This is a genomic window from Mycolicibacterium aromaticivorans JS19b1 = JCM 16368 (assembly GCF_000559085.1).
Classification (GTDB): Bacteria; Actinomycetota; Actinomycetes; order Mycobacteriales; family Mycobacteriaceae; genus Mycobacterium; species Mycobacterium aromaticivorans.
The window spans coordinates 3,368,789-3,387,942 of record NZ_JALN02000001.1; the positions used below are offsets into that span (position 1 = coordinate 3,368,789).

23 protein-coding genes are annotated in these 19,154 nt (G+C 65.2%); 16 read left to right on the forward strand and 7 right to left on the reverse strand.

The genetic code is table 11. The annotated features are described in order from the left end of the window. Positions 1-8 precede the first annotated feature (8 nt). The 5 genes from Y900_RS16100 to Y900_RS16120 all read left to right on the forward strand — a co-directional run bounded on the left by Y900_RS16100 (position 9) and on the right by Y900_RS16120 (position 2,867). On the forward strand, positions 9-287 hold the full coding sequence (locus tag Y900_RS16100) for a putative holin (protein WP_071947746.1): 279 nt from the start codon (positions 9-11) through the stop codon (positions 285-287). After that, a complete protein-coding gene (locus Y900_RS16105) occupies positions 280-834 on the forward strand; it encodes a hypothetical protein (protein WP_036343157.1) in 555 nt (184 codons plus the stop codon). The genes Y900_RS16100 and Y900_RS16105 overlap by 8 nt, the downstream gene beginning before the upstream one ends. Positions 835-838: 4 nt before the next feature. Next, a complete protein-coding gene (gene lpdA / locus Y900_RS16110; protein WP_036343158.1) occupies positions 839-2,239 on the forward strand; it encodes a dihydrolipoyl dehydrogenase in 1,401 nt (466 codons plus the stop codon). Beyond that, a complete protein-coding gene (locus tag Y900_RS16115; RefSeq protein WP_036343159.1) occupies positions 2,236-2,505 on the forward strand; it encodes a hypothetical protein in 270 nt (89 codons plus the stop codon). Before lpdA ends, Y900_RS16115 begins: the two co-directional genes overlap by 4 nt. A gap of 149 nt (positions 2,506-2,654) precedes the next feature. Next, on the forward strand, positions 2,655-2,867 hold the full coding sequence (locus tag Y900_RS16120; protein ID WP_131536183.1) for a hypothetical protein: 213 nt from the start codon (positions 2,655-2,657) through the stop codon (positions 2,865-2,867). 7 nt (positions 2,868-2,874) lie between these two features. Here the strand turns inward: Y900_RS16120 and Y900_RS16125 are convergent, their stop codons facing one another. Further along, positions 2,875-3,411 carry a carboxymuconolactone decarboxylase family protein gene (locus tag Y900_RS16125; RefSeq protein ID WP_036343162.1) on the reverse strand — a complete coding sequence of 179 codons (537 nt, stop codon included), beginning with the start codon at positions 3,409-3,411 and terminating at the stop codon, positions 2,875-2,877. Further along, positions 3,411-4,835 (reverse strand): acetate metabolism transcriptional regulator RamB, encoded by a 1,425-nt coding sequence (ramB, locus tag Y900_RS16130; protein WP_036343164.1) that lies wholly within the window; start codon positions 4,833-4,835, stop codon positions 3,411-3,413. The genes Y900_RS16125 and ramB overlap by 1 nt, the downstream gene beginning before the upstream one ends. Before the next feature lie 123 nt (positions 4,836-4,958). Between ramB and Y900_RS16135 the strand changes: the two genes are divergently transcribed. The 4 genes from Y900_RS16135 to Y900_RS16150 all read left to right on the forward strand — a co-directional run bounded on the left by Y900_RS16135 (position 4,959) and on the right by Y900_RS16150 (position 9,301). Then, positions 4,959-5,774, forward strand: a complete 816-nt coding sequence (locus Y900_RS16135; RefSeq protein WP_036343165.1) for an acyl-[acyl-carrier-protein] thioesterase — start codon at positions 4,959-4,961, stop codon at positions 5,772-5,774. A 272-nt stretch (positions 5,775-6,046) separates the two neighbouring features. After that, positions 6,047-7,333: an isocitrate lyase gene (aceA, locus tag Y900_RS16140; RefSeq protein ID WP_036346957.1), complete on the forward strand. Its 1,287-nt coding sequence runs from the start codon at positions 6,047-6,049 to the stop codon at positions 7,331-7,333. An 89-nt stretch (positions 7,334-7,422) separates the two neighbouring features. Beyond that, the gene (locus tag Y900_RS16145; RefSeq protein WP_036343167.1) at positions 7,423-8,289 is read left to right on the forward strand and encodes a 3-hydroxybutyryl-CoA dehydrogenase; all 867 of its coding nucleotides are present in this window, start codon (positions 7,423-7,425) and stop codon (positions 8,287-8,289) included. 136 nt (positions 8,290-8,425) lie between these two features. Continuing rightward, positions 8,426-9,301 carry a cyclopropane mycolic acid synthase family methyltransferase gene (locus Y900_RS16150; RefSeq protein WP_036343168.1) on the forward strand — a complete coding sequence of 292 codons (876 nt, stop codon included), beginning with the start codon at positions 8,426-8,428 and terminating at the stop codon, positions 9,299-9,301. Positions 9,302-9,314: 13 nt separating this feature from the next. Here Y900_RS16150 and Y900_RS16155 read toward each other — a convergent pair whose 3' ends face one another. Both Y900_RS16155 and Y900_RS30315 read right to left on the reverse strand, forming a co-directional pair. Then, the gene (locus Y900_RS16155; protein ID WP_036343170.1) at positions 9,315-10,172 is read right to left on the reverse strand and encodes a polyphosphate kinase 2 family protein; all 858 of its coding nucleotides are present in this window, start codon (positions 10,170-10,172) and stop codon (positions 9,315-9,317) included. Positions 10,173-10,194: 22 nt separating this feature from the next. Then, entirely contained in the window at positions 10,195-11,556 is a 1,362-nt protein-coding gene (locus Y900_RS30315) for an ICP22 family protein (RefSeq protein ID WP_051660096.1), read from the reverse strand. A gap of 194 nt (positions 11,557-11,750) precedes the next feature. Between Y900_RS30315 and Y900_RS16165 the strand changes: the two genes are divergently transcribed. After that, on the forward strand, positions 11,751-12,668 hold the full coding sequence (locus tag Y900_RS16165) for a DUF4344 domain-containing metallopeptidase (RefSeq protein WP_420329769.1): 918 nt from the start codon (positions 11,751-11,753) through the stop codon (positions 12,666-12,668). Here the strand turns inward: Y900_RS16165 and Y900_RS16170 are convergent. Beyond that, entirely contained in the window at positions 12,661-13,359 is a 699-nt protein-coding gene (locus Y900_RS16170) for a TetR/AcrR family transcriptional regulator (RefSeq protein ID WP_036346961.1), read from the reverse strand. The genes Y900_RS16165 and Y900_RS16170 overlap by 8 nt on opposite strands. Positions 13,360-13,469: 110 nt before the next feature. Between Y900_RS16170 and Y900_RS16175 the strand changes: the two genes are divergently transcribed. The 6 genes from Y900_RS16175 (at position 13,470) to deoC (ending at position 17,402) form a co-directional block, all read left to right on the forward strand. Next, the gene (locus tag Y900_RS16175) at positions 13,470-14,804 is read left to right on the forward strand and encodes a DUF445 domain-containing protein (RefSeq protein WP_051660097.1); all 1,335 of its coding nucleotides are present in this window, start codon (positions 13,470-13,472) and stop codon (positions 14,802-14,804) included. A 92-nt stretch (positions 14,805-14,896) separates the two neighbouring features. Beyond that, positions 14,897-15,289 carry a helix-turn-helix domain-containing protein gene (locus Y900_RS16180; RefSeq protein ID WP_036343176.1) on the forward strand — a complete coding sequence of 131 codons (393 nt, stop codon included), beginning with the start codon at positions 14,897-14,899 and terminating at the stop codon, positions 15,287-15,289. Between the two features lie 64 nt (positions 15,290-15,353). Continuing rightward, positions 15,354-15,968 (forward strand): hypothetical protein, encoded by a 615-nt coding sequence (locus tag Y900_RS16185; protein WP_036343178.1) that lies wholly within the window; start codon positions 15,354-15,356, stop codon positions 15,966-15,968. Positions 15,969-16,021: 53 nt separating this feature from the next. Continuing rightward, the gene (locus Y900_RS16190; RefSeq protein WP_192827587.1) at positions 16,022-16,297 is read left to right on the forward strand and encodes a DUF2516 family protein; all 276 of its coding nucleotides are present in this window, start codon (positions 16,022-16,024) and stop codon (positions 16,295-16,297) included. A 23-nt stretch (positions 16,298-16,320) separates the two neighbouring features. Further along, entirely contained in the window at positions 16,321-16,719 is a 399-nt protein-coding gene (locus Y900_RS16195) for a DUF2599 domain-containing protein (RefSeq protein ID WP_109751076.1), read from the forward strand. Beyond that, a complete protein-coding gene (deoC, locus tag Y900_RS16200; protein ID WP_036343181.1) occupies positions 16,719-17,402 on the forward strand; it encodes a deoxyribose-phosphate aldolase in 684 nt (227 codons plus the stop codon). The genes Y900_RS16195 and deoC overlap by 1 nt, the downstream gene beginning before the upstream one ends. Here the strand turns inward: deoC and Y900_RS16205 are convergent. Together Y900_RS16205 and Y900_RS16210 are read right to left on the reverse strand one after the other, a co-directional pair. Further along, a complete protein-coding gene (locus Y900_RS16205) occupies positions 17,399-18,334 on the reverse strand; it encodes an LmeA family phospholipid-binding protein (protein WP_237752577.1) in 936 nt (311 codons plus the stop codon). The two genes, deoC and Y900_RS16205, sit on opposite strands and share 4 nt — an antisense overlap. Then, positions 18,331-19,152 carry a carbon-nitrogen hydrolase family protein gene (locus Y900_RS16210; RefSeq protein ID WP_036343183.1) on the reverse strand — a complete coding sequence of 274 codons (822 nt, stop codon included), beginning with the start codon at positions 19,150-19,152 and terminating at the stop codon, positions 18,331-18,333. The genes Y900_RS16205 and Y900_RS16210 overlap by 4 nt, the downstream gene beginning before the upstream one ends. Between the last annotated feature and the right edge of the window lie 2 nt (positions 19,153-19,154).

Here is a 19,154-nt window from a genome sequence, read left to right on the forward strand (position 1 = left end):
TCATAAGGGTGATACCCCTGCCTCGGGCATGGCTGCTCACAAGCGCGTTGCTGGTGGGCACCGTGACCGGCCTCGTTGCCGCGGTCGTGGCCACCCTGCTGGTCAAGACGCCCGTTCGTCCGGATCTGGTGGTCGGTTTGGTGGTGGCTGTTCCGAGCGTCATCGGCATGCTGCTGATCCTGTTCTCGGGCCGCCGGTGGATGACCACAGTGGGGGCCTTCATCCTGGCGATGGCGCCAGGTTGGCTGGGGGCATTGGTTCTGGTTCAGGTGGTGTCCCATGGCTGACAAAGCGTCCCTCCCGTCGACCGAGCCCCACCACGCACCGATCTTCGACACCGGCCCGCATCCTCACGCGCTGCGGTCGTTGACAGACGAACCCGAGGCGGAAGTCTCGGAGGAATCAATCGCCTTCAGCGAGTTGGAGAACTTCGACACCGATGCGTTCCTGCACCGGGTCGAGGGTTCACTGCACGCGGAGCCGGTGGTGGTGCCGCCCGCGCCGACGGCCGTCGCCGGCACGTACCAGTACGTGAAGCGGTGGCAGTTCGTGTTCATCGTCGCCGCGGTGTGGGTCCTGGCCGGAGCCGCCGGCCTGGGCTTCTACTTCTGGTGGTACACCTCGCTGCATAAGACCCCCGCGGTGTTCTGCGTGCTGATGTACCTGATCGTCTGCTCGGTCGCCAGCATGCTGGTCTCGATGGTGCAGAACCGGCCACCGGTTACGGCGCTGGCCATCGCGCTGATGTCGGCGCCGTTGGCCTCGGTGGCCACCGCCGCGCTGCTGCATGGCGCCTACTACTTCGAATGGATTGCCCGTCCGACGATAGGCTGAGGCCGTGACTCACTATGACGTCGTCGTTGTCGGAGCCGGTCCCGGCGGATACGTCGCGGCGATCCGCGCGGCACAGCTCGGACTCAACACCGCCATCATCGAACCGAAGTATTGGGGCGGAGTGTGCCTCAATGTCGGCTGCATCCCGTCGAAGGCGTTGCTGCGCAATGCCGAGCTGGCCCACATCTTCACCAAGGACGCCAAGACGTTCGGCATCAGCGGAGAGGCCACCTTCGATTACGGTGTCGCCTTCGACCGCAGCCGGAAAGTCGCCGACGGCCGCGTCGCCGGCGTGCACTTCCTGATGAAGAAGAACAAGATCACCGAGATCCACGGCTACGGGAAGTTCACCGGCCCGAACAGCATCGAGGTCGATCTCAACGAGGGCGGGACCGAAACGGTCGAGTTCGACAACGCGATCATCGCGACCGGCTCGAGTACCCGACTGGTTCCGGGCACCTCACTGTCGAAGAACGTCGTCACCTACGAGGAGCAGATCCTGTCCCGGGAGCTGCCCAAGTCGATCATCATCGCCGGCGCCGGCGCGATCGGCATGGAGTTCGCCTACGTCATGAAGAACTACGGCGTCGACGTCACGATCGTCGAGTTCCTGCCGCGCGCGCTGCCCAACGAGGATGCCGAGGTCTCCAAGGAGATCGAGAAGCAGTACAAGAAGCTCGGCGTGAAGATCCTGACCGGCACCAAGGTCGAGTCCATCACCGACAACGAGGCCGACGGATCCGTTGTCGTCGTGGTCAGCAAAGACGGCAAAACAGAGGAGCTCAAGGCCGAGAAGGTGTTGCAGGCCATCGGCTTTGCCCCGAATGTCGAAGGCTTCGGACTCGACAAGGCGGGCGTCGAGCTGACCGACCGCAAGGCGATCGGCATCGACGACTACATGCGCACGAACGTGCCGCACATCTACGCCATCGGCGATGTCACGGCCAAGCTGCAACTCGCCCACGTCGCGGAAGCGATGGGTGTGGTGGCCGCCGAGACGATCGCCGGCGCCGAGACGCTGGCGCTCGGTGACTACCGGATGCTGCCGCGAGCGACGTTCTGCCAGCCGCAGGTCGCCAGCTTCGGCCTCACCGAGCAGCAGGCCCGCGACGAGGGTTACGACGTGAAGGTGGCCAAGTTCCCGTTCACGGCCAACGGCAAGGCGCACGGGCTGGCCGACCCCACCGGCTTCGTCAAGGTCATCGCCGACGCCAAGTACGGCGAACTCCTCGGTGGCCATCTGATCGGGCCTGATGTCTCCGAACTTCTGCCGGAGCTGACGCTGGCGCAGAAGTGGGATCTGACCGTCAACGAGCTGACCCGCAACGTGCACACCCATCCGACGCTGTCGGAGGCACTCCAGGAATGCTTCCACGGTCTCGCCGGCCACATGATCAACTTTTGAGACCGACGCTGATCGCCGGTATCGGCGGCCTAGTGATCGGCCACATCCTGTGGCTGATCGGTATCTCGTTGGCAACCAACGGGCAGGACGTCAGCTTCTGGGTGCTGATCCTCTCGGCGGTGATCCTCGTGGCCGCCGCGGTCGTCGGCTATTTGGCCTGGCGGGAGTATCAGCGGAAACGCATGGTGTGGGCTGCTTTTCTGGGCTGCATGCCAGTCTCGCCGGTGATCTTCACGCTGATCGTTCTCGGCGTCACCTACCTGTAGGCGTTCCTGCCAGCTGTTCAACAGGTTCGTTTCAGGCTGCCTCAAGCAACTCGTAGTCCACTGCGTGGCAGCCGGTGCCAAACAGGGTCCGGCTCCAAACGGGGGGCGACATGGCCGAGTGGGCGCGTGCTGGACGCACGAAAATTCTGATGGCAGTGCTGGGGGGCAGCGCCGTGCTCGCGATGGGGGGACTGACCATCGCGTTCGACGGCGGCGTGCCGATGGATTCGTCGCCGGTCGCAGCGCCCATCCTGCCCGGCCCGATGACGCAGGGTGACACCGTGACCATGACGGTTCCGCCGTCGGTCTTGGAGACGGAGAAAGCTGTCGTAACGCACAAGGCTCAGCCCTACAAGGGGTAGCCCGACCCTAGTCGGCGAAGTCCATCGGAACCCGCAGCGTGGCCAGAATGCCTGCTATCGCATCGTAATGGCCTGCCAGGGCGCAGAATTCGATCACCTGCTCGCGGCTCAAGTGTGTCGATAACGTTGTGAAGGTGTCATCGGACAGGTCGCGATTGAGCACGAACTCGTCCACCGCGGTCAGCAGTGCGCGCTGACGGTCGGTCAGTCCCTCGGCCGTTGGGCCGGCAAAGATCTTGTCCTGCAACGCCTCATCGACGCCACGGCTGCGGGCCAGCCTGCGGTGCTGCTGCAGCTCGTACTCCGAACCGCGCAGGTGACCGACGCGCAGGATCACCAGTTCTTTGTCCCGCTTGGGCAGCTTGCCCCAATTCAGCAGCACACCCGAATACGGCAGAAATGACAGGAACAGTAGCTTGTGCCGGCCCAGGACTTCGAAGAGGTGCATGTGCGGAGCGCGAATCGACCGTGCACCCAACCGGGATATGCCCCAGTTGAGCAGGCCGAGCTCGCGTCGGTCCCCGGGTGGAATACGTTGACCCATCACGACTCCTTGACCAGATAGGGCGACACCGTGCTGCGGTGCTCATCGAGATCCAGTGCCCGGCCCAGAGCCGGAAAGGCCCGCTGCGGGCAGTTGTCCCGTTCGCACACCCGGCAGCCCGCACCGATCGGTGTCGCGCTGTCTGATGACAGATCAAGACCCTTCGAGTAAACCAGCCGGCTGGCGTGCCGCATCTCGCAGCCCAGTCCGATCGCAAAGGTCTTGACGGGCTGGCCGTAGCGCGACGCCCGCCGTTCGACCGTGCGCGCCACCCACATGTAGTTCTGCCCGTCGGGCATCTGGGCGATCTGCACCAAGATCTTGCCCGGGTTGGAGAACGTCTCGTAGACGTTCCACAGTGGGCAGGTACCGCCGGCGGAGGAAAAGTGAAAGCCGGTGGCGGACTGGCGTTTAGACATGTTTCCGGCCTTATCCACCCGGACGAACGAGAACGGGACGCCACGCATGGACGGCCGCTGTAACGTCGAGAGCCGATGGCAGATCGTCTCGTAACTGACCTGATAGAAGGCCGAGAGTCGTTCGATATCGTAGCGAAAGTTCTCAGCCATACTGTGAAACTGCCCGTAGGGCAACACCGTTGCGGCCGCGAAATAGCTTGCCAGGCCCAGACGGGCCAGTTTTCGCGACTCCTCGCTGGTGAACTTTCCCTCGTCGACCAATGTGTCGATCAGGTGACCGCACTCGAGATACGCCAGCTCCGTGGCCATCTTGAACACTTGCTGGCCCGACGACAGGTGGTTGCTGATCTCGAGAGTGCGTGCCACCGGGTCGTAACGGTGCAGCACGGTATCGCCCATATCGACACGCCGGATGATGTGGACGCCGTGCACCATCGTCAGCCGGTCGGCCAACTCCCGTGACAGCTCGGCACGGTGCATCCGCATCCGGATGGTGAGATCCTCGGCGGCAGTGTCGAGTTCGTGCAGATAATTCTGCCGTTGGTAGAAGTAGTCGCGGACCTCTTCGTGCGGCATGGAGATCGACGCCGAGCCACTGCCCCCGGTGTTGAGGTTGAACCGATCTTCGGTGGCCGCCGCCAATTGCGCGGTGGTGATCCGGTAGCGGCGATGCAGGTTGACGATCGCGCGGGCTATCGCCGGATGGGTGCCGACGATGTCGGCGACCTCGGTCATGTCGACATCGAGGTCGAGGTCGCGATCCATGGTCACTTCACGCAGTTCGGCCACCAGTCGGGTGTCGTCCTCCGACGAAAAGAAGGTGGCATCAACCCCGAACACCTCGGTGATACGCAGCAGCACCGCGACGGTCAACGGCCGGACGTCGTGCTCGATCTGGTTGAGATAGCTCGGTGATATCTCCAGCATCTGAGCCAGTGCGGCCTGGCTGAATCCGCGTTCGCTGCGGAGCTGTCGAATCCGGGAGCCGACGAACGTCTTGGCCACCTGCCCAGCCTACTCACGCCTGCGAAGGCGGCTTCGCACCGTTGCCAACGCAGGCTGGTTGGCATCCGGGGGGGCCTTTGGCATGATCGCGCTGGGACGGGACGGGAGAGGACGACAGACCAGATGACCACCAGCACCACCGACACCGGCTTGGCGAAGGTGTTGATGCCGGTTCCCGATCCGCATCCCGATGTTTTCGACCGCGAATGGCCGCTGCGCGTCGGCGATATCGACCGCGTCGGCCGGTTGCGGTTGGACGCCGCCTGCCGCCACATCCAGGACATCGGCCAGGACCAGCTCCGCGAGATGGGCCACGAGGAAACGCATCCGCTGTGGATTGTCCGGCGCACCATGGTCGACCTGATCCGCCCGATCGAATACCCGGAGATGCTGCGGCTGCGACGGTGGTGCTCGGGGACCTCGAACCGCTGGTGCGAGATGCGGGTCCGCATCGACGGCCGTAAGGGCGGCCTCATCGAATCCGAGGCCTTCTGGATCAACATCAACCGGGAGACTCAGGGGCCGGCCCGCATCGCCGACGACTTCCTGGACGGCCTGCAGCGCACCACCGATGTGAAACGACTGCGCTGGAAGGCCTATCTCACCGCCGGCTCGCGGCATGACGCCAACGAGATCCGCGCTTTCCCCATCCGCGTCAGCGACATCGATCTCTTCGACCATGTCAACAACTCGGTGTACTGGAAGGTCGTCGAGGAGTTCCTGGCGCCGCAGCCGGAGCTCTTCGAATCGCCGCTGCGGGTCACCGTCGAACACGATGCGCCGGTCGCCTTCGGCGACAAGCTCGAGATCTGTCTGCACGTGTATCCGCCCGGCTCCACCGACAAGTTCGGCCCGGAGCTCGCGGATCGCACTGTTAGAACGCTCACATACGTCGTCGGCGAAGAGGTCAAAGCCGTCGCATCGATCTTCGCGCTCTGACCGTCGCGGTTTAACAGTACGGGCGTACTGACCTGCGAGAATCTGCTACTGAACGGTAACTTCTGAACCGGTTCAGCTGTTGGCTGTCTTCGCAACCTTCGCAGGGTTATCACCCGGGTTGGCGAAAATTGGCACTCTTAATGGCTTGAACTGCGCTAATGGTGCGAGGCATGCTCGAGACAGCACACCAGCCACGCTGCGTTGACGTTAACAACTGATTTGCCGTCAAGGTGGCCAGTCGATCGAAAGAAGGAGCGCAGGCGCCCATGACACTGTCCAACGTTGGCCAGCCGAAGAGCCCAGAAGAAATCCAGAAGGACTGGGACACCAATCCCCGCTGGAAAGGGATCACCCGTACCTACACCCCGGCCGACGTCGTTGCGCTGCAGGGCAGTGTCGTCGAAGAGGCGACCCTGGCCCGCCGTGGCGCCGAGGTGCTGTGGAACCAGCTGCACGACATGGAATTCGTCAACGCGCTGGGTGCCCTGACCGGCAACATGGCCGTCCAGCAGGTCCGCGCCGGCCTGAAGGCCATCTACCTGTCGGGCTGGCAGGTCGCCGGCGACGCGAACCTGTCCGGCCACACCTACCCCGACCAGAGCCTCTACCCGGCCAACTCGGTGCCGCAGGTCGTGCGCCGGATCAACAACGCGCTCATGCGTGCCGACCAGATCGCCAAGGTCGAGGGTGACACCTCGATCGAGAACTGGCTCGCCCCGATCGTCGCCGACGGCGAAGCCGGCTTCGGTGGCGCGCTGAACGTCTACGAGCTGCAGAAGGCGATGATCGCCGCCGGTGTCGCCGGTTCGCACTGGGAGGACCAGCTGGCCTCGGAGAAGAAGTGCGGCCACCTCGGTGGCAAGGTGCTGATCCCGACCCAGCAGCACATCCGCACCCTGACCTCGGCTCGCCTGGCCGCCGACGTCGCCGACGTCCCAACCGTCGTCATCGCCCGCACCGATGCCGAGGCTGCCACGCTGATCACCTCCGATGTGGACGACCGCGACAAGCCGTTCGTCACCGGTGAGCGCACCGCGGAGGGCTTCTACCGGGTGAAGAACGGCCTCGAGCCGTGCATCGCCCGCGCCAAGGCCTACGCGCCGTACTCCGACCTGATCTGGATGGAGACCGGCACCCCGGACCTGGAGCTGGCAGCCAAGTTCGCCGAGGGCGTCAAGAGCGAGTTCCCGGACCAGATGCTGGCCTACAACTGCTCGCCGTCGTTCAACTGGCGCAAGCACCTGGACGACGCGACCATCGCGAAGTTCCAGAAGGAGCTCGGTGCGATGGGCTTCAAGTTCCAGTTCATCACGCTGGCCGGCTTCCACGCCCTGAACTACTCGATGTTCGATCTGGCCTACGGCTACGCCCGCAACCAGATGAGCGCCTACGTCGAGCTGCAGGAGCGCGAGTTCGACGCCGAGGAGCGCGGCTACACCGCCACCAAGCACCAGCGCGAGGTCGGCGCCGGTTACTTCGACCGCATCGCCACCACCGTGGATCCGACCTCGTCGACCACGGCGCTGAGCGGCTCGACCGAAGAGGGCCAGTTCCACTAAGTCCCTGCCGAGCAGACGCAAAGGTCCCCTTCACCGCGGCGTGTTGGGGACTTTTGCGTCTGCTGGCGCGTCTAGTAGAAAGTGACTTTGTGAGCAGCCAGAAAAGCATTGAACGAGTGGGTGTGGTCGGAGCCGGGCAGATGGGCTCGGGCATCGTCGAGGTGTCTGCCAAGGCGGGTGCCAACGTCGTCGTCTACGAGCCGACCGACGCACTGATCAACTCCGGACGCGACCGCGTCATCTCCTCGCTGGAACGCGCGACGAGCAAGGGCAAGCTCTCGGAAGCCGATCGCGACGCGACGCTGGCCAGACTGATGTTCACCACCGATCTCGCCGACCTGTCGGATCGTCAGCTGGTGATCGAAGCCGTCGTCGAAGACGAGGCTGTCAAAGGCAAGATCTTCGCCCAACTGGACGAGCTCATCACCGACCCTGACGCCGTGCTCGCGTCCAACACCTCGAGCATCCCGATCATGAAAATCGCGGCGGCGACCAAGAATCCGAGCCGGGTGCTCGGCCTGCACTTCTTCAACCCGGTACCGGTGCTGCCGCTCGTCGAGCTCGTCAACACCTTGGTCACCTCTGAAGACGCCATCGCCAGGGTGGAGCAGTTCGCCGCTGAGGTGCTCGGAAAGAAGGTGGTGCGCTGCGGCGACCGCTCCGGGTTCGTCGTCAACGCCCTGCTGGTGCCCTACCTGCTGTCGGCCATCCGCATGGTTGAGGCCGGGGTCGCCAGCATCGAGGACGTCGACACGGCAATCGTCGCGGGCCTATCCCACCCGATGGGCCCGCTGCGTCTTTCGGACCTGATCGGCCTGGACACCATGAAACTCATCGCCGACTCGATGTACGACGAACTCAAGGATGCGCACTACGCGCCGCCGCCATTGCTGCTGCGCATGGTCGAGGCGGGACAGCTGGGCAAGAAATCCGGCCAGGGGTTCTACAGCTACTGAGCGCGCCGCCGCGCCCGCCGCTTGTGCATTTCCTTCGTTGATTGGCTAGGCTCCTGGATTTGGTCGGGGGGCCGCGCAGCAACATCGCATTTCGCGGCAACCGACCGTGCACACAATGCGTTGGAGGTAGCTGTCGATGGTCGATGTGGATACGGATCTGACTCCCTACTACGAGGAATCACAATCCATCTACGACGTCTCCGACGACTTCTTCGCCCTGTTCCTAGGCCCGACCATGGGCTACACCTGCGGCTACTACGAGCGCGACGACATGACGCTCGACGAGTCTCAGACCGCCAAGTTCGACCTGGCGTTGGGCAAGCTCGACCTGCGGCCCGGCATGACTCTGCTCGACGTCGGTTGCGGCTGGGGCGGGGCCCTGGAGATGGCGGTGCAGAAGTACGACGTCAACGTCATCGGTATCACGCTGAGCAAAAACCAGTCGGAGTTCGCCCGTAAGCGCCTGGCCAAGCTGGACACCAACCGCTCGATCGAGGTGCGACTGCAGGGCTGGGAAGAGTTCGACGAGCCCGTCGACCGCATCGTGAGCATCGGCGCCTTCGAGGCGTTCAAGGTGGAGCGCTACCCGCTGTTCTTCGAGAAGGCCTACGAGCTGCTTCCCGACGACGGACGCATGTTGCTGCACACGATTTTGGCGCACACCCAGAAGTTCTTCCGCGACAACGGGATCAAGGTCACGATCAGCGACCTGAAGTTCATGAAGTTCATCGAGCAGGAGATCTTCCCGGGCGGACGGTTGCCTGCTGTCGAGGACATCGAGCAGCTTGCGGTCGACTCCGGCTTCACCCTCGAGCGCATTCACCTGCTGCAGCATCACTACGCCCGCACGCTGGACATGTGGGCGGCCAAGCTGATCGCCAACCGTGACGAGGCAATCGCGATCACGTCGACGGAGATCTACGACCGGTACATGAAGTACCTGACCGGCTGCGCGGACTTCTTCCGCCGCGGCATCACCAACATCGGGCAGTTCACCCTGGTCAAGGGCTGAGGTTCAGGCCGGCTTAGGCCTCCGCCAGTTTCTTCTTCTCCGCCTCGACGTCGAAGTCGGCCGGCGGCCACTCCAGCTTCATTCCCTTGAGCGCCTCGATCAACAGTTCGTTGATGGCCAGCCGGGAATACCACTTCTTGTCACAGGGGATGACGAACCACGGGGCGTAGTCGGTCGAGGTCCGGTCCAGCATTGCCTGGTATGCCTCTTGGTACGCGGGCCACAGCTTGCGCTCGGCGACATCGCCCGGGTTGTACTTCCAGTACTTGTCCGGACGTTCGAGGCGTTCGGAGAGCCGCCTCTTCTGCTCGTCGAGCGAGACGAACATCGCGCATTTGACGAGGGTGGTCCCGGAGTCGACGAGTTCCTTCTCGAAGGCGTTGATCTCGTCGTAGCGCGGCTCCCAGACGTCGCGCGGGACCAGCTCGTGCACGCGCACGACCAGGACGTCCTCGTAGTGGGACCGGTCGAACACCCCGATGTTGCCCGCCGCCGGCAGCGCCTTGCGAACGCGCCACAGGTAGTGGTGGGCGCGCTCCTCCTCGGTCGGCACACCGAAGCTCGTGTAGTGGATGCCCTGCGGATTGCCTGCTCCGACAACGTGTTTCACGGTGCCGCCCTTGCCCGCGGTGTCCATGCCCTGCAGAACGAGCAGCAGTGAGCGGTTGTCGCCGGCGCGGCCGTTCGCGTAGAGCATCTCCTGCAGGCCGGCGAACCGCTCGTTGCGTTCGTTCTGCAGCTCCTCCGACCCGTCTTTGCCGTCGGAGTAACCCGGGGAGGAATCGGTGTCGATGTCGGCCACCTTGTCACCCGGCCTGAATCGCAGGACCTTGCGCGGCTCATGGGTCCATTGCGACGGCAGATCACTCATAGCCGACGAGACTAACCCCCAATCACCCGCCTGTGCCGCGGCGCCGTGAAACCACCATGAACCCGACCACGGCCAGCGCCAGTACGCCCGCCGCGACGGCCACGCTGATCAGGACGGTCCGGTTCTTGTCGATCCACGATGTCGACTGCGAGGCGGCGGTCAGCTTCACGTTGTAGCCGGGCAGCGGCTCCTGCGCCGGACGCTGGATGCCGGGCAGCAGCTGCGTCTGGTTGATGACGAACAACGCGTCGCCCTTGTCGGTCTTCGACCACTGGCCCCAGGCCGGGACCTCCTCGTCGAGCAGGACCTTGGTGGTGTTGTTGACCGCCGGATCCTTGCCGAGGTCGGTGAGCGACGACACCCGGAACGGTTCGGACTGTCCCCGGTCGAATTTGACCTGAACCAGCACGTTCTTCTGGGTGTTCACCGGCGCCGGCTTCTGCGGCGGCGCCTGGCCCGGACCAGGCTGGTAGCCGCCGCCGGAGAAGCTGCCCACGGACAGGTTGGTGGCGGGTCCGGACGCCGGACGTGTCATCGCGGTGAAGTTGTAGGTGCCGGTATTGGGCACGTTCAGCGCGGCCCGTTGCAGCGGGGGCACCGTGAAGACCTGGGTGCGTCCGCCGTAGTCGTACAGCACGCTCAGCGGCGTGCGGTACGGATTGGTGAACACCGGACGGTAGAAGCGGTCATAGGTGATCCAGCTCGAATTCCACAGTGTCACCGGGCTACTCAGGGTCATGCCGGTGGTCATGGTGGACGTGCTCACCGTCGTAGACACCGACTCCTGGTAGGTGGTGACCTCCTCGGACGTGACCTCGGTGGACGTGGTGGTCTCGACCGCCGAGGCGAGCGCCGTGGTGACGTCTTCCCGGGACACCTGCGGCTCGGCCGGTTCGGCCAGTCCGTTGGCGTTGGTGGGTTCCTGCGTGCCGCCGCTGGGCGCCGGGGCCTGCGTGCCGGGTGCCTCGTTCGTACCGCTGCCGCCGGGGGCTTCGGTACCGCCGGGCTCAGAGGGCGCGCCGCCCGGTTCGTCGTGCGTGGTGCCGACGGGCGGTTCGGTGCCGCCGGGCTCGTCGTGCATGCCACCGCCCGGCATGTCGATGCCGCCCGGTTCGTCGTGTGGAGCGCCGGCAGGCGGTTCGACGCCGCCCGGTTCCTGATGCATCCCGCCGTCCGAGGGCTCCTCCACGCCGCCACCGGATGGCGCCTCGGGTGCGCTGCCGCCCTCGTCGCCGCCGCTGTAGCTGCTGCCGCCACCGTCGTCGTCGCCGAATGGATCCGCCGCGCTGACCGCAGTACTAGCAAACAGCGCCGACGTCGATATCGCGACGGCGGCGATTACCGCCGCCGGCTTACGGAATTTTGCGGTGCTGTCGTTGTCCACCCCGGCCTCCCTAGACCCTTATGACGCGAAACCATTCCGCCCGAGGACATATCTCATGGGCAGCCCCGAAGGATTGTTCTACATGATTCACAGCACTTTCATGGGAGGTTGGGTTTCCTGCGCTCGTGCGCGTCCGTTTTCGCCGGCGGGCAGTTAACATCATGTGGCTTATGTGCGGATGAGTCTCGGGGGGATTGGTGGGGGCGCGAACCTGGTCGATCAGTGCAGCAGTGCTCGCTGTCGCGGTTGCTGCCGCCGGTTGTGGACACGAGACCTCGGCCACATCGACGTCGGGGGCGGCGGCGGCCCCGTCGACAGCGCAGGCATCTGCCACGCAGTCGGGACAACCGGACGTCAACAACAACGGCGTTCCGGACTCCTCGCCTGACGATAAGGACTGGCCGGGCAAGATGACGGCGACCTACGAGGACGCCACCTCGCCGGAGGCGGTGACCGGTCGCGACCTCATCAAGAACGATCATCTGCTCGAAGATCTGGCCGACGGCATCAACCAGTCGCTGAAGCTGCCGTTCGACATCCCGCTGATCGGCAAGCAGTGCGGCACGGCCAACGCTTACTGGAGCCCCGACGCCAAGTCGGTCACCATCTGCTACGAAGACGCCGCCGACGCGCTGACCATCTACACCAAGGCCGGTGACCCCGACCCGAAGGCCTCGGCGATCAACTCCGAGATCGCGACGTTCTATCACGAGACCGGGCACATGGTGATCGACATCTACGACCTGCCGGCGACCGGGCGGGAAGAGGACGTCGCCGATCAGCTGGCCGCCTACATCCTGCTGGCACCCGGCCCCGACGGAAAGATCGACCCGGAATCGGTCCAGGCGGTCAAGGATTTCGCGCGTGAGTTCAAGGGATACAGCGACCAGCGGGGCGGCGAGATCGACGAACGTCAGCTCTCCGACGTGCACACACTGGATCTGGCCCGGATGTACAACCTCGAATGTTGGGTCTACGGCGCCGATCCCAAGGGCAACGCCGATCTGGTGAGCAGCGGCGCGTTGCCCCAGGACCGCGCCGATGGCTGTGAGGACGAGTACGCCAAGCTGAGCAGCTCGTGGGATACCTTGCTGGGCCCGTATATCAAGTGAGCGGCGGCAGCGTCGGCGACGGATGCGGGCCGGCGTTGAACCGTTTCAGCGATCCGCCTGCCTCGACGATGCCGCACAGGGCGTTCCAGCACAGCATGGTCAGGTAGTCGATCAACTCGTCGCTGGTCATTCGCGGGCTCGACATCCACGAGTGCGTCGCCAACTGCACGCCGCCGACGATCAGGTAGGCCCAGGGCTCGACGCCGCCGGTGTCCATCCCGGCCCGATTCATGCGCCTGCGGAGCACGACCGCGAGCATCCTGGCGATGATTTGCTCCGAGTCGGCGATGACTTTGGTTTTGCTGGCGGAACTGTTTGCCATCACGAATTGATACGTTGCGGGCTCGGCCGCGACGGTGTCCACATACACCCGGATGATCTCGCGGGTGAGGTCGAAACCGTCCATGTTCGACGACAGGGCGGCGGCCATGTTGGGGATGAGGGTGGTTTGCGCGAACCGCATCATCACCGCGGTGGTGAGGTCGTTCTTGTCGACGAAATAGCGGTACAGCACGGTCTTCGACACACCGATTTCCGCAGCTATCTCGTCCATGCTGACGTCACGGCCGTGCTGGCGCACGGCCTCTAGTGCGCCGTCCACCAGTTCGGTGCGGCGCTCGACCTTGTGCTGATGCCAGCGTCGCTTGCGACCGTCGGTCTTGGCCCGGCTGCTGTCCAGGCCATGGCTCATGTTCTGTGCCACTATCGCGGAGTCCGTTCCCCTCGTTCGCAACGATTCTACGGTCTGACCCGAGGGCAGCGTCACATTAACTGGGTCGCGGGATAGCGGATGATGGTGGAGTGGCAGCCAAACATCGCCTCCCGGGGTTGCCGACGGAGGCAGTCCGCACAGGTACCTCGCTTGCGGAATCGTTCGCCGGTGCCGACCCGGAGGCGGACGCGCAACGAGCGCGTGCCCTGCGTCGGATGAAGGCGGTGGCGCTGAGCTTCCTGATCGGTGCCACCGTGATCTTCCTGGCGTGTCGCTGGGGTCAGGCCCACGGCGGCCCGGCCTGGATCGGGTACGTCGGTGCGGCCGCCGAGGCCGGGATGGTCGGCGCGCTGGCCGACTGGTTCGCCGTCACTGCGCTCTTCCGTCACCCGCTGGGGTTGAAGATCCCGCACACCGCGATCATCAAGCGCAAAAAGGATCAGCTCGGCGAGGGGCTCGGCACGTTCGTGCGGGAGAACTTCCTGTCGCCCGCGGTGGTGGAGACAAAGCTGCGCGACGCCGAAGTCGCTGGGCGCCTTGGCAAGTGGCTTTCCGAACCGTCACACGCCGAGCGGGTCGCCACCGAGGCCGGCACCGTGCTGCGGGTGGTGGTGGAACTGCTCAACGACGACGACATCCAGCAGGTGATCGATCGCACCATCGTCCGCCGTCTCGCAGAACCGCAGTGGGGGCCGCCGGTGGGCCGGGTGCTGGGGCAACTCCTGGCGGAGAACCGCCAGGAAGCCCTGATTCAGCTGCTGTGCGACCGCGCGTTCCAGTGGGCGCTCAACGCCGGCGACACGATCGAACGGGTGGTCACCCGTGATTCACCCAGCTGGTCACCGAAATTCGTCGACCAGCTGGTGGGGGACCGGATCCACCGCGAGCTCATGGATTTCACCGACAAGGTGCGGCGCGACCCGAATCACGAACTGCGGCAATCGGCCAACCGCTTCCTGTTCGAGTTCGCCAGCGATCTGCAGAACGACGATGCGACGATCGCCCGCGCCGAGGCTGTCAAAGAACAGCTGATGGAACGCGACGAGGTCGCACGGGCGGCCGAGACGGCGTGGAAGACGTTGAAACGCTTGGTACTCGAGGGTGTTGACGACCCGAAGAGCACGCTGCGAACCCGCGTCACCGAGTCGGTGATGCGGATCGGGGAGTCGCTGCGCGACGACGCCGAACTGCGCGACAAGGTGGACAACTGGATCGTGCGCGGCGCGCAGCACTTGGTCGCCCAGTACGGGGCGGAGATCACCACGATCATCACCGACACCATCGAGCGCTGGGACGCCGACGAGGCCAGCCGTCGCATCGAATTGCATGTCGGACGCGACCTGCAATTCATCCGGATCAACGGCACCGTGGTGGGCTCGCTGGCCGGCCTGATCATCTACACCGTGGCGCAATTACTGTTCTGACCTGCGCTAGCACAAGTGCTTGCAAAAGCTAGCACCCCCGCGTAGGGTGGCGTTCGTACGTATCGGACACCCATCGCGACGGGAGGAAACTCATGGCGCAAGACGGCGATCTTCAGGCCGTGGTATCCAACGCCGCGCATGACATCGGTGGCTTCATCAGGGCGCAGCGTGAAGCCGCTCAGGTTTCGGTGCGGCAGTTGGCCGAGAAGGCCGGTGTCAGCAACCCGTACCTCAGTCAGATCGAACGGGGACTGCGGAAGCCGTCTGCGGAGGTGCTGAGCCAGATCGCCAAGGCGCTGCGGCTATCTGCCGAGGTCCTGTACATCCGGGCGGGAATTCTCGAACCGGGGGAGGCGAGCATGGTGCACGACGCGATCATCGGCGACACCGTGATCACCGAGCGTCAGAAGCAGGTGCTGCTCGATATCTACACCTCGTTCTGTCAGCAGAACGAAGCTGCCCGTGAGGAGCTCATCCCTGAGTAACAGACCAGCAACTGACGAAAACCATTAACGGACAACAACATCCAATGTGAAAGGAACCACTACGATGGCTGAGAACAACCCCAATGTCGAAGACCTGAAGGCCCCCCTGCTCGCTGCGGTCGGCGCTGCCGATCTGGCGCTGGCCACCGTCAACGAAATCCTCGCGACTCTGCGCGACCGTGCCGAAGAGGCCCGCACCGAGGCCAGCACCCGCGTCGAAGAGCGTCGCGCCGCGCTGACCAAGCTGCAAGAAGACCTGCCGCAGCGCGCCGAGGAGCTGCGCGGCCGGCTGTCCAGCGAGGAACTGCGCAAGGCTGCGGAGGGCTACGTCGAGTCCGCCACTGCGACCTACAACAGCCTCGTCGAGCGCGGCGAGGCCGCCCTGGAGCGCCTGCGCAACCAGTCGGACCTCAAGGACGTCGCCGCTCGTGCCGAGGGCTACGTCGACCAGGCCGTCGAGCTGACCGAGGAGGCGCTGGGCAACGTGTCGTCGCAGACCCGCGCCGTCGGTGAGCGCGCCGCCAAGCTGGTCGGCGTCGAACTGCCCGCCAAGGCCGCCCCCGCCAAGAAGGCCGCCCCGGCCAAGAAGGCGCCGGCCAAGAAGGCCGCCCCGGCCAAGGCTGCGGCCAAGAAGGCTCCCGCCAAGAAGGCGCCGGCCAAGAAGGTCACCCAGAAGTAAGCAGAAGCAATTCGTCGTAAGGACAAGACCCGCCTACGCTTGTAGCCGTGATGCTGCAAGGTGTGGCGGGTCTTGTTCTTCAGGTCGTCTTTTGGGTGGTCACCGCGGTGACCATCTATGCGTTCGTCAATGCCGCGATGCAGCGGCCGGATGCCTACACCGCGGCCGAGAAGCTCACCAAGCCGGTCTGGCTGGTGATCCTCGGTGTCGCGGGTCTGCTGTCGCTGTTCCTGGGAGTCACGGGCGTGGCGATCGCCGCCGTGGCCACCGGCGTCTACCTGGTGGACGTTCGGCCCAAGCTGCTCGAGGTCCAGGGGAAGTCGCGCTGAGCGCTCGACGCCGTCTGGCCGCAGTGCTCCTGGCCGTCCCGTTCGGGCTGACCCTCGCAGCTCCGGCTGCTGCCGCGCCCACTCCCACTCCCGCTCCGCCGTACATCGACCACGTCACGTGGGCCAGCTGGGGAGATCTGAAGAGCCTGCGGGTGTATCCCACGCCGGCCGGCCGCGCGGTGGCCGGTCAGTTGCTCAAGCCGCAGACCGACATCGACGAAGCCTGGGGTGAGGTGCTGGCGCTGGCACCCGACGCCGACCTGCCGGGAATGCGGGACCAGTTCGTCTGCCACTTCCGGTTCGCGGAGTTCGGTCAGCCTGGCAAGACCAGCTGGAATCTGGAGCCGTGGCGGCCGGTGGTCGACGACCAGACGATGACCGAAGCCGGCTGCAATCCGGGTGGCCTCGAGGAGCCGTTCTGATGCTGAACCCCGCTCAGGTCGCCGCACTTGTCGACCACACGCTGCTCAAGCCCGAGGCCACCGACGCTGACGTGATTGCGCTGGTCGACGAGGCCGTGGACCTCAGCGTACTGGCGGTCTGTGTGTCCCCGTCGATGGTGTCCGTCGCCGTCAAGGCCGCGAGCACGCATCCGGAGAGCCTGGTCGTCGCCGCTGTCGCCGGGTTCCCGTCGGGCAAGCATCTGCCGGCCATCAAGGCGCAGGAGGCTCTCGCTGCAGTCGACGACGGTGCCACCGAGATCGACATGGTCATCGACGTCGGGGCTGCCCTGGCCGGCGAGATCGCCCAGGTGGCGGCTGACATCGCGACCGTCCGTTTTGCGGTGCCCGGAGCCGTCCTGAAGGTCATCGTCGAATCAGCCGCCCTACTGAGTCTGGCCGACGAGGCCACACTCGTCGCGGTGTGCCGGGCCGCTGAGGAGTCCGGTGCCGACTTCGTCAAGACCTCAACGGGATTTCACCCCGCCGGCGGTGCTTCGGTGGTCGCAATCGAGATCATGGCGGCGACCGTGGGCGGCCGGCTCGGCGTCAAAGCCAGCGGCGGTATCCGCACCGCCGAGCACGCGATCGCGATGCTCGACGCGGGCGCGACCAGGCTGGGCCTGTCCGGGACGCGAGCGGTGCTCGACGGGTTGGCGGGCTAAACCCCCGCGAAGCAGGGATCCTGCTGGCCGTTGGGGATGGTCGCGTTCTGGGTGACGAACTTGGCCGTGACGCCCGAGTCGGTGACCGCGACGCTGTCCGCGTGAATGCCCATCGGCAGGTTCTTCGTCAACGTCGACATGAAGGCGTCCAGCGCCGGCTGCGCGGTTTCGCGCGGCAAGGTCATGCCCAGACCGGTCAGGCTGACCACCTGCAGGCTCAGGGCGCCATTGGACACCGCAGGCTTGACGGTCACCGTGCCCAGCCCGCCCTGCAGCTCGATCGTGCCGTCCGACGGCGATGTCGCCACTCCGCTGACCAGGCTGCCCAGGAATGGGATGGCGTCCTGCACGGTCTGCTTGATGCCGTCGCTTGTCCAGGCGATCGTGGCGTCAAGCGAGCCCATGGTCCCGGCCGAGTTGGAGGTCTGGTTGAGCTGGATATCGTCGAGCCACAGGTCGAGCTTCATGCCCTTGGCCTGCCGGATCTGATTGCCTGCCGTTTGCACGTGAATGCCGTTGTAGTGCTTAGTCAGGTGTTGGATGAGGAAGGGCTTGGCCCCGAACGAGACCTGAGCCTGGTCCTGCACCACGCAGGAGACGGCCTTGGACACCACGGTGTCGGCAACGTGGCGCACGTAGAGCTCGGTGCCCAGCAGCCCGGCGATCACCACGGCCAGGACGATGACCACCACCAGCACCATCGACAGCGGGTCTCGCAGGAAGCCCCGCTTGCCCTCTTCTGGCTCTTCGCCGGGCGGTGTCGCCGAGGGCGGGGGCACATGCGGGATGTGCTGGGTCGGCGCGTCAGCGGGGCCGCCCGGTCGGGGGATGTACTCGGTGGGTGCGCCTTGACCCGGGGAGGCGGCCCATGCCGGCGTGGTCGGGTCGCCGGGGCCGACGGGATGGTTAGGGCCCTGTGGCGGATTCGTCACCTGGGCGATTCTGCCTTATCAATCTGAGCGAACTCTGAGCGGTTACGCAGTACCGCGAGGGTTTCCCTGGTCGGCGCGACCCGATCGATGTCGATGTCGGTCACCAGCAGCTGCGGATCGTCGCCCGCCGCGGCTACCACTTCCCCGAGCGGCGAGGCCACCACACTGCCGCCGACACCGGTCGGCGCCTTGGTCGACGTCGCCAGTTCGTCGCCCGGGTAACCCTGGTCGACGGCCGCGACGAAAGACTGCGAGTCCAGCGCGCGAGCGCGTGCCAGCAGCGTCCACTGCTCCAATTTGCCCGGCCCTGCGCCCCACGAGGCATGCACGGTGATGAGCTGCGCCCCGCGGTCGGCGAGCTCGGTGTAGAGCGCGGGGAACCGAACGTCGTAACACAGCGTGATCCCGACGCCGACGCCGTCGACGGTGATCACGACCGGTTCCCGGCCGGGCGCCACCGCCTCGGATTCAGCAAATCCGAACGCGTCGTACATGTGGATCTTGTGATAGTGCGCGTCGACGTCTGGTCCCGTCGCGAGGATCGTGTTGGTGACCCGCCCGTCGGGGGCGGGAGTGAACATCCCGGCCAGCACGGTGATGCCCGCGCCCTGCGCGATCCGGCGCACCTCGTCGGCCCAGGCGCCGTCGAGTGGTTCGGCCACCGGGGCCAGCGGCACACCGAAGCGGCACATCGTGCCTTCGGGGAAGGCCACCAGTCGGGCACCGGCGTCAGCGGCGCGACGGGTGTAATCCTCGACCAGCTTCAGGTTCACGGCCGGGTCGGTGTCCGACAGCAGCTGGGCCAGCGCAATCCGCATGC